The organism is Exiguobacterium sp. s63 (genome assembly GCF_018617335.1).
Classification (GTDB): domain Bacteria; phylum Bacillota; class Bacilli; order Exiguobacteriales; family Exiguobacteriaceae; genus Exiguobacterium.
Window position 1 is genome coordinate 713,323 of record NZ_JACSKB010000001.1, and the last position, 13,967, is coordinate 727,289.

Consider the following 13,967-nt stretch of genomic DNA (forward strand, 5'->3'; position numbering starts at 1 on the left):
CGATTTCCAATGAATGTATAGCGTTTTCAGTTGAACGTTTGGTCAATGAAAAAACGTACCCCCGTCAAGGAGTACGTTTCGTTAGAATGCTTCGTCGTCTCGTTCGACATGCGCCACCCGTCGTGGTGTAGTCGCCGCATCAATCGCGAGCGTAATGGCAGCCGCCCAGTGCAGCATCATTCCGACAAACGGAATGATGCCGAGGATTGATGCCGCAATTCCGACCGCCGCGCCGTAAGAGAATCGATTCAGTCGACTGAAAGAAAGAATCAATACGATCACGTGGTACACGAACATGAAACCGAGGGGGGAATAGCCCATCCCGATGATGAAGAGACCGCCGAGAAGCGGAATCCCGAGAAAGGCTTCAAACGCCGCGCCGAGCCATTTCAGATTTTTCACCATGTGGTTCACCTCACACTTCGATCATGTAAAACTCATAGCCGCCATTCTCCGCAAAACCGGCGCGTTTGTAGATCTCGAGCGCCGCCTTGTTTTCCGTCTCGACATCGAGTTCGACTTTCGTCCGACCCATTCGGAACAGTTGTTGGACCATCTGTTTCAACATTTTCGTACCGTAGCCTTTGCCTTGCTCTCCTGCTTTGACCCCGAACGCGTGGATACTTGCCGCGTCGTCACCGACGAGAAGGGCACGGATGACACCGACCGGTTTGCCGTCGACTTCCCCGATGTATGTCACGCGGTCCGGCGTGTCGATTTGTTGATAGATGTTTTCCGTCACATCGACCGGGTCACCGAACGCCTCGCTGAGCGTCGCAATGATGAGCGGACGGTCGTCTGCTGTCGCCTCACGTAGCGATACCTCGTTCGGCTTCAAGAACAATTCCGCCTTTTTCAAGACAAGATTGTATTCCGAGAACTGATACGCCGCCTGAAGATGATCGAGCACTGCTTTCCCGGACGCTGAATTTCGGTCGATGACGAACGTGAACGCTTCGCAACCGTTCAATTTCGCATCTTGTCTCGCCGTCTCAAGCAGTGCCGTGAAGACACCTTGCTTGCGGTATTTCGGGTGGACAAGGGCATTCACTTCATACTCGTTCGGGAGATACGGGAAAAGCATGAGATACCCGACGAGTGTCTCCTCGTCATATACCGCATAGTCGTTCTGTCCGACCGACTCATGGCCGACTTTCACGTCAATCTTGTCGTTCGCGTTGACCGCCTGTTCTAGCGCCTTGACGTCATCTGCCTGCCTTACCTCTTCTACTGTCCATTTCATTCATATCACCTCATCTGTTATTGTAGCACAAAGGAAAAAGCCCGCCTTAGCGAGCAAGCTCTCAGTCATTCCGTTCATTCTGCGTCACTTCTTGCACACGACCACCCATTCTAAAAAGACTGCAAACGATCCAGCCGTTTACAGTCTCACAATATTATAACGTCCGGAACTCCAACTCAGGGAGTGTCTCGATCAACTCGGCAATCTCGTCCGTATGTGCCTCCGCACCCGGGACGGCCTCTGTCGGTTCGACCCAGAAGAACGTCTTGTCGTTCGTTCCGAGATAGTTGCCGTAGCCAACTTCTGTCGCGAACGCCTCTTGTGTCAACTCGCGGTCAATCAAGTCCAAGTGGAACAAGAGCTGGTCGTCCCCGTTCTCGACGTTGTAGTACAAATCGAACGTGCCGTAGCTCTTCGTGTCACCGATGTCAACAACGTCTTGCGCTTTCTCAATATAGACGTCCCCTCGCTCGATTGCCTCGACAATTTTTGTTGGCAAGATGATCTCATAGCCGAGCTCTCGGTCACGAATCGTCTGCGTCGTATCTTCTGTCCGCCCCCGGGACGAGACGACACCGACCGTTGCTACCAATGCACCTGTCACACCGAGCGCGAGCGCCCATTTCATCGATTTGTTCACAAGAACCACTCCTCACTTGTTGATGTCTTCACTTGATTATCCCACAAGTTGCCGACTTTTCATTAAATATTCTGAAAAAATGTTTCCCCTTACATTGACGAGTGTCCGTCAATCCCATACGATGGTAGTAACGTACTATAGAAAAGAGGAACTGACATGTCTAACGAAACTACTTTGACGCGCGCCCAGCTCGATGCGCTCTTGAAAAACGTCTTCGCCCTTCAAATCCCAGTCATCGAGAAATTCATGACGGATTTGTTTAAACAATATGTCTCGACGGCATCTACGTTCAAACAGGACATGGACACGATGAAAGCAACGGACTGGCACAAACATTTCTTCGGTCAAAAAGTGATGCCACACCTCTTCATCGAAAACCTCGGCTTCGGCGCATCATTCCGCCACCAAGGCCAAGAGAAAGTCGTCAGCATCCCCGAGAACATGACGGTCGTCAAACCGGACTCGGACGCACAGATTCAAGAGATTTTAGAGAATCTCGACAAGACACTTGCATCGATGGACGGCATCAAAAACAAAGGACTCGTCAAGAAGTTCTATAAAGAAACGCTCGAACTCATCTGCCAACTCGGTAGCCGTACCGGTATGATGGATGATTTCTATGACAAAGTCAAAGGCAGTTTGACAACAAGTTGATGACAATCCCCCTCGTCCATAAGACCGAGGGGATTTTTTATGCTTCTTGGCGGACGACGGTCGGGAGCTCCATGAACTGACTCCAACTGTGCAAAACGACCCCGATTATGACGAGCGCGATTCCAGACAAGGCGATCGGTGACGGCATGACGGTATGCAGGAAGACCAGTTCCCCAATGAGCGCGAACAGGACTTCAAGCGCTTGCGTCGCTTCAACGGATGAAAGTTTTCTCATGTCCTGTTTGACGAGATCGGTCGCCATGAAAAAGAGAACCGTCGCGACAATTCCAGATAACAGGGCGACGAGGAACGTCTGTCCGAGTTGACTCGACGAGGGACGCCCCGTCGTCAAGCCGTACCCAAACAACAATAGCCAGACCGGGAGAGACCCGAGGCACATCCCGAGAATTCGCTCGAACACGTCGAGGTTCGTATGTTGCATCATCTTTCGGTTCCCGAGCGGGTAGGCGAACGCGGCAATGATGACCGGGACGACCCCGAGCCAAAGGAAGCGAGGTTCAAACGATTCAAAGAACTCCACTTGCATCAATGCGACCCCAATTAAAATCAAGATGGAGAAGCGAAGTCCGCGCCACGGGATGCGTTCCCGTGTCCCGTCTATCTTCTTGAAGAGTGGGGACAACAGTGCCCCAGCGACAATGGTCACTTGCCACGTGCCCGCAATCAGCCATGGGGGTGCGACCTCAGCCGCGAGACAAATCGGGACGTAAAACAATCCGAACCCGACCGTCCCCCAAACCATCCATGGACGAGGACTTTCTTTCAATGTTGAGAGAACTCGCTTGAGTCCACCACGAAACGCGACCACAACTAGCAGTAACGGAATCATCCACAAAAAGCGGAGTGAAGCACTATAGGCAAAGTTGCCACCCCCGACTTGCATCACTTCGTTCAACACGAACGTGCTCGCAAAAAACAAGGCAGCGAAGACACCGAGTATGAGTGGGCGCATGCGATCCCTCCTTTCCGAATCCTGTCATGTTCTCGACATCTTGTGATTTCTCCTGCAAAAAACGGACAGCGCTTCGCCATCCGTTTCGTTATTCCCACTCGGTCATGTCCGGGGTTCGAGCGCGGCGATCCGCTCCATCCGCTCGAGGATCGGCTTCGCCTGATCAATATACGCCCTCACTTCAGCAAGCGACAACGATGCCGCATGCGCCTCTTCATTTCGCCATACTTCATAGACAAACACGGTATTCGCTTCGTCGAGCGACACATGGACCCTATACGATTCACAGTCCGATGTCGCCTCCATCTCCCGCGCCGCTTCCGATAAAATCGCCACGAGTCTGTCGCGTTGCCCCGCTTTCGTGACAAGCTTTCCAATCAGTGCGTACATTCCCAATCCTCCCCTTTCTCTAGCATCGACTTCTTCCACTTTCCCTATGTGATTTCCTGCCTGGACGGATCCCTGCAGATTTAAAAAACGGACGACCCTTGGTCATCCGTTAATGAATATCGCGTTTTTGGAAATTCCCACCTTTGACCTCTGTCACCTCATACACGACGACGAACGCTTTCGGGTCGACATCATCGATGATGTCTTTGATCTTTCGTTCCTCGAGCCGGTTGATGACACACGTGATTTCATAATAGCTTTCCTTGGAATACGCCCCTTGGATTTGATTCAACGTGGCGCTCCGTCCGAGACGGTCCCGAATCGTCTCGACCATCTCATGAGGTTCACTCGTGATGATTTTGAATGTTTTCGCCCCGCTCAATCCCTCTTCAACGATATGAATCACTTTCGAGGCGATGAAGTAGGCGATGGCGGACAAGACGGCCCCTTGAAGACCGAACACCGTCGAGACGACGATAAAGACGAACGTATTCAAAAACAGGATCAAATCACTCGTCCCGAACGGCAGTTTCCGTGATAAGAGGACCGCCAACATGTCGATGCCGTCAAGCGCGCCCCCATTACGAAGCGAAATCCCCATCCCGAATCCGAGGATGATTCCACCGACCACGGTGATGAGGAGCGCGTCCCCTTCGATGATGGTCGGTACGTGGTGCATGATGACCGTACCGACAGACAAGGACGCAATCCCGGTAACCGAGAGGATGGCGAAGCTCTTCCCAATCTGTTTATATCCTAGATAGATAAATGGGATATTCAACAACCCAATGAAAATACCGAGCGGCAACCCTGTCAGCTGTGACCCGACGATACTGATTCCGGTGACGCCCCCATCCGACACATCATTCGGAATGAGAACGGACTCTAACCCATACGCTGCGATGAGTCCTCCAATGATATTCATGATGATTTGAAAACCCATCAACCACTTCCTGTTTTCTCGTTTCATGATGTATAGACCTCCATCCATTGTTCAACAATCTTCTTAGCCTAACACAAAATGATATCAAAATAACTTGTCAAGAATCATTCATCAATTCTGAATATTCATGTCAGATTCTCTGTCGTAAATGATTGTCGCTTCGCATCATTTGGTATACTGAAGGAAATGGAAAGGGGGCACCATGTATGCAGCGTACACCCATGCCTTCCCCGACACCGGAGGAAGTGCAGCGCTTAAGGCGCGAACATAATCCGATCAAGGCGTCCGAACTGTTTGCGAAAGTGGTCCTCTTATTGCTCGGTTCTCTTGTTTTCGCGGTCGGCTTGGAAGCGTTCCTCGTACCGAATCAGATCATCGACGGCGGTATCGTCGGTGTGTCGATCATCGTGTCGTACCTGACCGAAACGAAGCTGGCCATCTGGCTCGTCCTCTTCAATTTGCCGTTCATCTACTTCGGGTATCGGCAAATCGGGAAAACGTTTGCCGTCGTCACGTTGACGGCCATCTTACTTATGTCCGGTTTCACCATCGTCCTGCATAACATCAACCCGTTCACAGACGACCTCCTTTTGTCGACTGTCTTCGGCGGCTTCTTACTAGGTGCCGGAATCGGCCTCGTCATCCGTGCAGGGGGGTCGCTCGATGGAACGGAGATTCTCGCCGTCGCCTTCACGAACCGGTTGCCGTTCTCCGTCGGCGAGATTGTCATGTTCTTCAACATCTTCATCCTCGGGACAGCCGGTTTCGTTTTCAGTTGGGACCGTGCCATGTACTCACTCCTCACATACTTTATCGCCTTCAAAACAATCGATGTCGTCTTAGAAGGGATTGATCAATCGAAAGCGGCGTGGATTATCACGTCCGCACCTGACGATATCGGACAGGCCATCATGGACCGGCTCGGTCGTGGTGTGACGTATCTTCATGGAGAAGGTGCCTACACGGGTGACGGAAAAAAAGTCGTCTTCACAGTCATCAGCCGACTCGAAGAGACGAAACTGAAAGATATTTTGGACGATTATGACGAAAAAGCCTTCCTCGCCATCGGCAACATTCACGACGTCCGCGGCGGTCAGTTCAAGAAGAAAAATATTCACTAAACGTGAAATCCCCTATAACCGCTGGACCATCATTGCCAACGGTTATAGGGGATTTTTATGCAAACTTCACTTGATCCCGTCCATTTCGTTTTGCTTCGTATAATGCTGCATCTGCCCGTTCAAACACGACCATGCTCGGTTCATGCCCTGCGACCGCTACCCCGACGGAGACGGTCATCGGAATGCGTTCACCTTGAAATTCGAACATCGTGTGGCGAACCATGTGCACGATGTCTTCTGCCACCTTCGCCATCTCTTCATTCCCTTCGATGACAAGCAAGAACTCTTCTCCTCCATAGCGTCCAACAAATCCGGACGATGGACGATGTCTCTCCAACGTTTGTCCGATATGACGTAGCGCCGCGTCTCCTGCCAAGTGTCCATATGTATCATTCAACTGTTTGAAATGATCGACATCGATGACGAGTAATGTCCATGGCTTCCCGGACATTTCCATGTCGTTCATTTGCTCTAACGTCCGATACCGATTCGGAAGCCCCGTCAATTCATCGATGGTCGCCCGGTGCGTATGGAGAAGAAACATCCATAGGTGCGTCTCGATTTTCTTTGCGGCCCAATAACAGAGCCAGGCCCCCAGTGAGAGCATTAGAAAATACGGGATGAACACTTTCACGAACACCTCAGCATCCACACTTCCGGTCACACGGATCAAAACAAGTAGTGCACCGAATCCGATATACGTGGCATATCCTCTTCCACGGCTGAAGGGTACACGAGACATCACTAGAGAAAACAAGAAAAAGACAACAAACATGAGAACGGCATCGATGAATGGAGCGCTCATCCCGTGAATCGTCATCCGACCGATAAAGATGAGTCCGAGCGTGACGATTGCCCCGAACGGTCCCGCGAACGTCGCGGCTAAGGCGATCGGAATCAGACGTAAATCAATGCGGGCATCACCGAGTTCAATCGCATTGATTGTCAACAGGATTGCCGTCAACCCGTTCGATACCCCGAACCAAAATCGTACGAATAACGGGGAAGTCGGTTGAATCGGTAAGACCGTCCGCATCACATAGAGTGTGAGCGACATGAATAAAAAGATAAGACTGATGTTGATCACAAAATGGTTGATAACGATTCCCACAGATTCCCCTCCTTCCCTTCACGTTTCCATCCTATCCCAACCAATCGAGCGCTGTCATCCATCAATTACCGGATTCATGAAAAAAGTCGAAAGCTCACGCTTCCGACTGCTTCTGAATCATCTGCTTCATTAAGTTGGCGCTATTTCGTGCCGACTCGTTCTCTTCTTGCATTTGAATGTACACTTCATGACGGTGGATATCGATATGACGTGGGGCATCGATCCCGAGCTTCACCTGGTCGCCTTCGATAGCGAGTACCGTGAGCGTCACGTCGTCCCCGATATGGATGGCCTCACCTTGTTTTCGTTTCAATACGAGCATTAGCGCACCTCCGCTTTCGTGCCACCGAGCGGATATCGGGCCGGATACGCATCGTCTAGTATGACTTGTTTCCCACGACGTTCCTTCGTCTCAATGACAATCGGTGCCTTCAAGTTGAGCGTCGACGATTCGAACGGTTCACGGAGCGTGACGATGGAATAGACTGAGACGTGTTCCGCCTCTTCGATTCCGAGTTGATCTTTCGCGCCATCCGACAATTCGAACGCATAGTCCGACTTATGCCAGAATGGATTTGTCACGACGAACGCACACGCTTGTTCCTCGATTGACTGAAGCGACCAGAACGGTAACTCCTCGCCATACGGGATCAACACGAATGTCTTCGAATCCGGGAACCCCGGGATCTCACTGACGAATGTGATCGTCTCCGCTTCGTTTATTTCAATCTTGCCAAAGTAGTCTGTTTCAATGAACATGGATTGTCCTCACTTTCAACGCGTTTCATCATACATCCCGCCGACCGGCCATATTTCGAGTGACGCCTGTTGACGGAGCGAGATGTCCGTCGTCCATGGCGTGAACGAAATATCGGCTGGCGTGAGCGATACATCAATTTGGGGTGGCGTGATATTCCACTCGATTTTTACATTCGCCGGCGTATACGTCAACTTGACACGATCAATCGATTTTGGCATATAGCCCATCTCGACAATCGGATACGGGTCGTTCACCTTCTCCGCTGCCATCGATGGAATCGGATTCCCGTTCTCGATGCGCATCAGACGGTCCCCGTCCCGGGCGATGTTCGCCATCGCCTCATGGGCACCTTTCTCCCCCATCTGACCGAGGTATTTCCCGAGTTCAAGCACGCCTTTCAGGTTGCTCTCACTTCTCGCCACCGATGAGTCGACCTCAAGCTTTCCCGGTGTCGTCTGTTGCGTTATCTCGGCTTTGCCTTGTTGAATCGACAGGTCAGCCCGCCCTTGACGCATCTCGAGCACGGGCCGATTGGATGTCATTTGGATTGCGGCAAATGTCTGCCGCATCTCAAGTCTCGCGAGATTCATGACCGATTACCGTAAGAAATCGAGGAGCGTCGGTTGAATGATGCGCGCACCTGCAGAAAGCGCCGCACGATGAACGGTCTCATGAGACTTCAGCTCCATGATGACTTTCTCCACATCGATATCTTCGTTATCAGACATGATCGTCTTGGCGATAATCTCATGGTCTTGTAGACGGTTATCGACGAGCTCCAATCGATTCGCACGGGCACCGAGTTCGGCGCGCTCTGTGATCAAACTTTGACCGAGTGTATCGAGCGTATCGAGTTCAGCTGAAAGGTCTGCCCCAGCAGTCGTTGGATCGTTCAAAAGTGTGCTCAATTTATGAAGACCTTCAAACAACTCTTTACCAAAAACCGTCTCTGGTTGCATATTCACTTGCACCGTAATCCCTTTTGACACTTCGAATTCGATTTTCCCGCTTGCTGTCGGTGCCGTTCCACTCTCGTAAATCGAATCGACAGATCCCGTCGGATTTGCCAAATATGCTTTTAACTGATCTACATTGATCAAGGGTTTATCAGTTTTCGTCCCGTTGTAAATATACTTCTCGCCCGCCTTCGAGTTGGCGAGAGAACCGATATGTTCAATCAACTGATCGACCTCACTCTTGATGATGGCGCGTTGCGATGATTCATACGTATCGTTCGCTGCTTGCGTCGTCAATTCACGAATCCGTTTTACGGCTTCCGTAACCTCATTCAACGTCGAGTCCGTCAAATCCATCCAGCTCGTCGCCTCGCTGACGTTTCGTCGGAATTGGTCGACTTCACGCACCTCAGTTCGGTAACGAATCCCTTGCATCGCGACGACTGGGTCCTCTGATGCTTTTTGAATCCGTTTTCCACTAATAAGTTGTTCCTGGACGCGAGCGAGTGTGTTGTAGCTACTTGATAAATGCTTCAAGTTCGTTTGTGTGAGCATTGTCTGTGTGACACGCATCAGTCATTACCTCCCTACGACACCCATGCCGTTAATGATTTTGTCTAACATTTCATCGACGGCCGTGATGTTACGTGCCGCCGCATTATAGGCGTGCTGATATTGAATCATCATCGTCATCTCTTCATCGAGCGAGACGGCACTGACCGACTGACGACGCTGGTCTGAACTGCTCAACAGGGCGAATGTACTCTTGGCGAGATTCGCATTTTGGCTCGCCTCGACTGCCATGTTCCCGATGACATTTTGATAAAATTTACCAATTGAAGTGGTTGCTGTCGTCGATGCGCCTGTAAACGTGATTTGTGCATGTTTCAAGTTCGCCAATTCAAGAGCCCCACTGCCGTCTCCAATGTTTTGATCTTTTGAGATAGCAATTAAGTTCAAATTCGATAAAATTACCGGATTAACCGTTACGGTTTTCGCATCACCGACAATAAAGAAGTCAATACCGGTTTGACGAGGGTTGTCTTGTACATTTCCATCGTAAAAAGTCTTGTGCAAATCATTAAACGCAGTCGTAAATTCTTGTGACATGGCATCTAAATCTTTCAACATTTTGGTGAAAGCTCCGTCATGTGCTTCTGTACCGGTAGATGAACCATACATGTCCACGAGGGCTTTCCATTTACCATTTGGTAGGTCGGTAAATGTCAGAGTTGATGTCCCCCCTGCAGCATTCGTTAATGACATATCTTCAATCTTACCAACTCCGCCTGTAAGACCATCCACGAGTGTCACTTCTGTTCCACCAATCGTCAAGCGAATATCAATCCGCCCTTCCGCGACACGTTGCGAATTCCCGCGTGTTTCCCCATTTAGGTAATCGACCGGCACTCGTTCGAATTCGACATACTGTGATAATTCATCCATGTAGCGGTCGCGCTCATCATATAGTTCATTCGGTAGAACCCCGAGTGGTTCCGCATCCCCGATTTGACGGTTGACATCACCGATTTTCGTCAACAAGTCGTTGATTTTTTTTGTGACAACGCCAGCTTCAGTCTTTAAGTCATCCTGCACTTTGGATAACGAAGATGACAAGTAATTGAATGTTTGAGTCAACGTCAATGCTCTCTGTCGAACCACGCTTCTCGCCCCAGTATCATCTGGATTGACTGACAAGTCTTGAAGCGAGGCCCAGAACAAGTCAAGCGATTTAGCGAGACCATTCTCTGAGGGTTCGTTGATGATGTCTTCCATTCGACCGAACGCCGCTTCTTTCGTCGCATAGAAGGCGTTCTTCACCGACTCGTCACGATACTGTTGATCGATCATGAGATCACGAATCCGAGCGAGCGTCTCTCCGCGTACGCCGGTCCCAAATTGTCCGGCTTTCGTTCCTCCGAAGTTGACCGAGAGCTGTTCGGTCATCCCAAGTGTGAGTCGTTGGCGTGAATAGCCAGGATTCGAGGCGTTCGCCACGTTATTCCCAGTCGCTTGAAGCGCCCATTGGTGTGTCGAGAGACTGCGGCGTGCCGTCTCCAATCCCATAAATGTTGAACCCATTACACTTCCTCCTTAAACGTCACGGCTGAACGAGCGTGTTTCGAATGCTTGTTGTCCGTATGTGAAATCATCTGCTTCCGGCATGAGCATGTCTAAATGCCAGGTAATATAACGAAGGGATTGTTCGAGCAGTGTCGCGTTCAATTCGTTCTGTCGCTTCAACTCGAACAAGACCGGTCTCAATTCCTCTATCTCTTCATCGTCCAATTCATACGTCCCTTGAAGTCGTTCCGCTTCTTTTTGTGAAATTTGTCGGACGAGTTTCGCTTCTTCTTTGACGAGCGCGCTAAATGCCGCCATGTCATTTTGAATGAGTTGCTGTTCTTTTGCATAGGCCAATTCGAGTAACCGTTTATGTAATGTGAGCATGAGTCTCTCCTTTTTTCAAAAAAAGAGCCGACTAAAGAAAGGGGTACCCCTTATTTAGTCAGCTTCCGTGCCATGTTATTCAGTGCGAAGGCCTCAAACGGACCTCGCTTCCATTCATCCTTGTAGAAAGCGTTTAGCGATTTCACGCGCGTCCCGTGAATACGTGCCCGTATCAATCTCTGCTTTCAAAGCGTCGATTTTTGCGAGACGATCCGGATGTTTCACCGGTTCTTCAAACCGGGCGCGAGCTTCCGCCGAGATTGACAATTGGTCCGTTTGGCGTGATTGCGCGGGCTTCGGCTCGACTTGCGTTTTCTTTTCATAAGTGTTCGGTAAATGTACCCACTTGGCTGAATCGATGCGCATGCGTCTTCCCCCTCTTCATGATGTTAATCCAAACGATAAGCGCGGACACTTGACTGTTTCTTCAAGCTATCCTGTAGACTAGACAGTTCCTTCTGCATATCTCTCTGGCAGTTCGAACAAATTTTCCCTTCGTTCGTCGGCTGACCACAACGGACGCAGCTGATGGCAAGCGCCGGGTTGTCCTTGATAATCAAGCGTCCTTCATGGATATACCGCGTGATATCAAGTTCAGAGATTCCCGTCGCTTCGACAAGACCTCCGATGGTCGTTTGTTTGTTGGCTGGCTCACGAATGAAGTCACGAACTTTTAAAAAGTTCTTATAATCAACCTCATTACATGATGGACAATACGGTGAACGACTCTGTTTCATAAACAAACGTCCACACATTTGGCAAGTTGCTGCATCCATTGGTTTCACCTCTGCTCTTTATATCGGACGCGATTTCGATTTGTTTAGCGCCCGAAATAAGCAAATCGCAGAAACTTCTGATGCACCTGCCTGTCGCAACGAAAATGCCGCCTGTTGAAGGGTCGTCCCCGTCGTATAGACGTCGTCTACAAGAATGATTTTCCCACATTTCACTGAAGTTGGTACAGTGAAAGGATTCGTTCGGTGTCGTCTTCCTTCTTTCCCTAGTTCACGTTGACTTGAAACCTCCGTTTTTTCGAGAAGTTGTCGCGTCGGACCGATACATCGTGCGAGTACCTCTGCCTGATTGAAGCGACGTATCTGAAGCCGCTCCCTACTCACTGGAATCGGAACATAGGTCACGTTAGATGAACGCAATGCCCGAAGCGCTGGCGCGACCGATGAGGCGATGACGACATCCCCACTGAATTTAAAGCGATGTAGCCAGTCGATTCCTGCCGCATCGTATGCGTACAGGCAACGGACTGTCAAATCGAGACCGAGCGCAAGCCAACGGATGCAGTCCGAACACGTCTCACCGGTCTCATTCGCTTGACCACAGCGTGGGCAACCCATTCCGAGCGGCGTCAGTTTCGGCTCACACGAAGGACACACCCAGTCCCGTCGCCATAATGTGGCAGGGGTCCACGGGACGGTCATCGACTCATGACAAAGAAGACATTTCATCGCCGATTCGCCTCCTTGATTTTCCGGATGGCAACATCTTGACGAAACGTCCGCTCCTTGTAAAAGAAACAGACTTCTCCTGTCGGCGCGTCCGGTTTCCGCCCCGCCCGACCTGCCATCTGAATGAGACCCCGTGTCGAGAAGAGACGATGTTCGCTCTCAAGTACCCCGACCTGTACATCCCGGACCGTCATCCCCCGCTCCCAAATCGAGGTCGCAAGGACGACCCCGTTCGTCTCTTGGAGCCAGTGAAGGGCGTCGGTCCGCTCCTCGGTCTCGGCCGATACTGTCCGACAGGTTAGTCCCGCACCTTCTAACGTCTCGCGGTACCGCTCCAAGTCAGCCTTCGTTGGGACGAACAAGAGACGTGGTTTCAAGGCGTGACGTCGACATAAGGCTATGAGTCGCTCGTCGGACTGTTTGACGAGTGTCGGGACCGGCAAATCAAATCCGTGATAGCGACGCGACAGATAAACCGTCGGAAACAACTGCTGCCAAACGGTCGGGGTCGCCGTGATGAATAAGAAGACACCTCTCCCGGCACGCCGAATCGTATTCCATAGCGCCACGTCAAAGGCAAACGGGAAGGCATCGGACTCATCGACGACCACATAATCGAAGACGTCCCGTACATTCATGAGTAACGGCGCGGTCGCCACCGTGATCATCCCGATGGAGTCTTTATCCCCGCCCCCGTATCGCCTCGTGACAGGCACGGTGAATGCTCGTTCAAGTCGTTCCACCCATTCGATGGCGACATCTTTCCGCGGGGACACAATCAGTACACGCTTCCCTTCATTGACGACCCGCTCAATCACCGGGAACGTCATCTCCGTCTTACCAGCCCCGCACACCGCATGCACGAGCCCCGTCTTTCGTTCGTCCCACCACGTGAGCAAGCGATTCGCGACCCGCGTTTGGTCGGGGGCGAGCTCGAACGGCATCGTCAAATCGGTCGTTTCGAGAGGTGTCGTGATGTCCCGCTCCTCTAGATAATCACAGCGACAGACACGCCCGAGGTATAGACAATTTCGACAATAGGCACAACTTCCGTGATGACAAGTGAACGTCCGAACGTCTGTGCTGAGGCAGCGTTGGCAAATGCCGAAGCGGATGGCCCGTTTTCCTGCCTGAGCGACGATGAGTTCTCCCATGACTTTACTCCTTTTTGTCCTCACGCTACCAAAACGGCTATATGAATGCGATTCGACTTATCTAAGACAACATAGACCCATTACACAAATAGGACCCGACGAAAGCGT

Annotated in this window: 19 protein-coding genes; 2 read left to right on the forward strand and 17 right to left on the reverse strand. The window is 50.9% G+C overall.

Going from position 1 to position 13,967, the window contains the following annotated elements; genetic code table 11:
- Positions 1 to 81: 81 nt before the first annotated feature.
- The 3 genes from KNO90_RS03640 to KNO90_RS03650 all read right to left on the reverse strand — a co-directional run bounded on the left by KNO90_RS03640 (position 82) and on the right by KNO90_RS03650 (position 1,883).
- Complete coding sequence (locus tag KNO90_RS03640; RefSeq protein WP_215113013.1) at positions 82 to 405, reverse strand: hypothetical protein; 324 nt, start codon at positions 403 to 405, stop codon at positions 82 to 84.
- 10 nt (positions 406 to 415) lie between these two features.
- Positions 416 to 1,243 (reverse strand): GNAT family N-acetyltransferase, encoded by an 828-nt coding sequence (locus tag KNO90_RS03645; protein WP_215113014.1) that lies wholly within the window; start codon positions 1,241 to 1,243, stop codon positions 416 to 418.
- 154 nt (positions 1,244 to 1,397) lie between these two features.
- Positions 1,398 to 1,883 (reverse strand): hypothetical protein, encoded by a 486-nt coding sequence (locus KNO90_RS03650; RefSeq protein WP_215113015.1) that lies wholly within the window; start codon positions 1,881 to 1,883, stop codon positions 1,398 to 1,400.
- A gap of 156 nt (positions 1,884 to 2,039) precedes the next feature.
- On the opposite strand from KNO90_RS03650, the gene KNO90_RS03655 reads away from it, so the two are divergent.
- Positions 2,040 to 2,537 (forward strand): hypothetical protein, encoded by a 498-nt coding sequence (locus KNO90_RS03655; protein ID WP_214741712.1) that lies wholly within the window; start codon positions 2,040 to 2,042, stop codon positions 2,535 to 2,537.
- Positions 2,538 to 2,574: 37 nt separating this feature from the next.
- On the opposite strand, the gene KNO90_RS03660 is transcribed toward KNO90_RS03655, so the two are convergent.
- From KNO90_RS03660 to KNO90_RS03670, 3 genes are all read right to left on the reverse strand, one after another.
- Positions 2,575 to 3,510, reverse strand: a complete 936-nt coding sequence (locus KNO90_RS03660; RefSeq protein WP_215113016.1) for a DMT family transporter — start codon at positions 3,508 to 3,510, stop codon at positions 2,575 to 2,577.
- Between the two features lie 102 nt (positions 3,511 to 3,612).
- Positions 3,613 to 3,900: a putative quinol monooxygenase gene (locus KNO90_RS03665; protein WP_215113017.1), complete on the reverse strand. Its 288-nt coding sequence runs from the start codon at positions 3,898 to 3,900 to the stop codon at positions 3,613 to 3,615.
- Positions 3,901 to 4,009: 109 nt separating this feature from the next.
- Positions 4,010 to 4,870 carry a YitT family protein gene (locus KNO90_RS03670; protein ID WP_215113018.1) on the reverse strand — a complete coding sequence of 287 codons (861 nt, stop codon included), beginning with the start codon at positions 4,868 to 4,870 and terminating at the stop codon, positions 4,010 to 4,012.
- Between the two features lie 179 nt (positions 4,871 to 5,049).
- On the opposite strand from KNO90_RS03670, the gene KNO90_RS03675 reads away from it, so the two are divergent.
- A complete protein-coding gene (locus tag KNO90_RS03675; RefSeq protein WP_214741718.1) occupies positions 5,050 to 5,964 on the forward strand; it encodes a YitT family protein in 915 nt (304 codons plus the stop codon).
- A 55-nt stretch (positions 5,965 to 6,019) separates the two neighbouring features.
- Here the strand turns inward: KNO90_RS03675 and KNO90_RS03680 are convergent, their stop codons facing one another.
- From KNO90_RS03680 to KNO90_RS03730, 11 genes are all read right to left on the reverse strand, one after another.
- Entirely contained in the window at positions 6,020 to 7,075 is a 1,056-nt protein-coding gene (locus KNO90_RS03680; protein WP_215113019.1) for a GGDEF domain-containing protein, read from the reverse strand.
- 94 nt (positions 7,076 to 7,169) lie between these two features.
- Positions 7,170 to 7,397 (reverse strand): carbon storage regulator CsrA, encoded by a 228-nt coding sequence (gene csrA / locus KNO90_RS03685; RefSeq protein WP_012726976.1) that lies wholly within the window; start codon positions 7,395 to 7,397, stop codon positions 7,170 to 7,172.
- Positions 7,397 to 7,834 carry a flagellar assembly protein FliW gene (gene fliW / locus KNO90_RS03690; protein WP_214741722.1) on the reverse strand — a complete coding sequence of 146 codons (438 nt, stop codon included), beginning with the start codon at positions 7,832 to 7,834 and terminating at the stop codon, positions 7,397 to 7,399. Before fliW ends, csrA begins: the two co-directional genes overlap by 1 nt.
- A 15-nt stretch (positions 7,835 to 7,849) precedes the next feature.
- Entirely contained in the window at positions 7,850 to 8,404 is a 555-nt protein-coding gene (locus tag KNO90_RS03695) for a DUF6470 family protein (RefSeq protein WP_251127317.1), read from the reverse strand.
- Between the two features lie 27 nt (positions 8,405 to 8,431).
- Positions 8,432 to 9,364 (reverse strand): flagellar hook-associated protein FlgL, encoded by a 933-nt coding sequence (flgL, locus tag KNO90_RS03700; protein WP_214741726.1) that lies wholly within the window; start codon positions 9,362 to 9,364, stop codon positions 8,432 to 8,434.
- A gap of 6 nt (positions 9,365 to 9,370) precedes the next feature.
- A complete protein-coding gene (gene flgK / locus KNO90_RS03705) occupies positions 9,371 to 10,873 on the reverse strand; it encodes a flagellar hook-associated protein FlgK (protein ID WP_214741728.1) in 1,503 nt (500 codons plus the stop codon).
- Between the two features lie 12 nt (positions 10,874 to 10,885).
- Positions 10,886 to 11,242 carry a flagellar export chaperone FlgN gene (gene flgN, locus KNO90_RS03710; RefSeq protein WP_214741730.1) on the reverse strand — a complete coding sequence of 119 codons (357 nt, stop codon included), beginning with the start codon at positions 11,240 to 11,242 and terminating at the stop codon, positions 10,886 to 10,888.
- A 114-nt stretch (positions 11,243 to 11,356) separates the two neighbouring features.
- Positions 11,357 to 11,608 (reverse strand): flagellar biosynthesis anti-sigma factor FlgM, encoded by a 252-nt coding sequence (locus KNO90_RS03715; RefSeq protein ID WP_214741732.1) that lies wholly within the window; start codon positions 11,606 to 11,608, stop codon positions 11,357 to 11,359.
- A 23-nt stretch (positions 11,609 to 11,631) separates the two neighbouring features.
- Positions 11,632 to 11,979, reverse strand: coding sequence for a flagellar protein (locus KNO90_RS03720; protein ID WP_251127318.1), 348 nt, complete (start codon positions 11,977 to 11,979; stop codon positions 11,632 to 11,634).
- A 57-nt stretch (positions 11,980 to 12,036) separates the two neighbouring features.
- Positions 12,037 to 12,705, reverse strand: coding sequence for a ComF family protein (locus KNO90_RS03725; protein ID WP_215113020.1), 669 nt, complete (start codon positions 12,703 to 12,705; stop codon positions 12,037 to 12,039).
- On the reverse strand, positions 12,702 to 13,859 hold the full coding sequence (locus KNO90_RS03730; RefSeq protein WP_214741735.1) for a DEAD/DEAH box helicase family protein: 1,158 nt from the start codon (positions 13,857 to 13,859) through the stop codon (positions 12,702 to 12,704). The genes KNO90_RS03725 and KNO90_RS03730 overlap by 4 nt, the downstream gene beginning before the upstream one ends.
- Between the last annotated feature and the right edge of the window lie 108 nt (positions 13,860 to 13,967).

Excerpts from the sequence above, each read along its gene's own strand:
- KNO90_RS03640 (WP_215113013.1), bottom strand. The coding sequence starts at position 405 with ATGGTGAAAAATCTGAAATGGCTCGGCGCGGCGTTTGAAGCCTTTCTC.
- KNO90_RS03645 (WP_215113014.1), bottom strand. The coding sequence starts at position 1,243 with ATGAAATGGACAGTAGAAGAGGTAAGGCAGGCAGATGACGTCAAGGCG.
- KNO90_RS03655 (WP_214741712.1), top strand. The coding sequence starts at position 2,040 with ATGTCTAACGAAACTACTTTGACGCGCGCCCAGCTCGATGCGCTCTTG.
- KNO90_RS03660 (WP_215113016.1), bottom strand. The coding sequence starts at position 3,510 with ATGCGCCCACTCATACTCGGTGTCTTCGCTGCCTTGTTTTTTGCGAGC.
- KNO90_RS03665 (WP_215113017.1), bottom strand. The coding sequence starts at position 3,900 with ATGTACGCACTGATTGGAAAGCTTGTCACGAAAGCGGGGCAACGCGAC.
- KNO90_RS03670 (WP_215113018.1), bottom strand. The coding sequence starts at position 4,870 with ATGAAACGAGAAAACAGGAAGTGGTTGATGGGTTTTCAAATCATCATG.
- KNO90_RS03675 (WP_214741718.1), top strand. The coding sequence starts at position 5,050 with ATGCAGCGTACACCCATGCCTTCCCCGACACCGGAGGAAGTGCAGCGC.
- csrA (WP_012726976.1), bottom strand. The coding sequence starts at position 7,397 with ATGCTCGTATTGAAACGAAAACAAGGTGAGGCCATCCATATCGGGGAC.
- fliW (WP_214741722.1), bottom strand. The coding sequence starts at position 7,834 with ATGTTCATTGAAACAGACTACTTTGGCAAGATTGAAATAAACGAAGCG.
- KNO90_RS03695 (WP_251127317.1), bottom strand. The coding sequence starts at position 8,404 with ATGCGGCAGACATTTGCCGCAATCCAAATGACATCCAATCGGCCCGTG.
- flgL (WP_214741726.1), bottom strand. The coding sequence starts at position 9,364 with ATGCGTGTCACACAGACAATGCTCACACAAACGAACTTGAAGCATTTA.
- flgK (WP_214741728.1), bottom strand. The coding sequence starts at position 10,873 with ATGGGTTCAACATTTATGGGATTGGAGACGGCACGCCGCAGTCTCTCG.
- flgN (WP_214741730.1), bottom strand. The coding sequence starts at position 11,242 with ATGCTCACATTACATAAACGGTTACTCGAATTGGCCTATGCAAAAGAA.
- KNO90_RS03715 (WP_214741732.1), bottom strand. The coding sequence starts at position 11,608 with ATGCGCATCGATTCAGCCAAGTGGGTACATTTACCGAACACTTATGAA.
- KNO90_RS03720 (WP_251127318.1), bottom strand. The coding sequence starts at position 11,979 with ATGAAACAGAGTCGTTCACCGTATTGTCCATCATGTAATGAGGTTGAT.
- KNO90_RS03725 (WP_215113020.1), bottom strand. The coding sequence starts at position 12,705 with ATGAAATGTCTTCTTTGTCATGAGTCGATGACCGTCCCGTGGACCCCT.
- KNO90_RS03730 (WP_214741735.1), bottom strand. The coding sequence starts at position 13,859 with ATGGGAGAACTCATCGTCGCTCAGGCAGGAAAACGGGCCATCCGCTTC.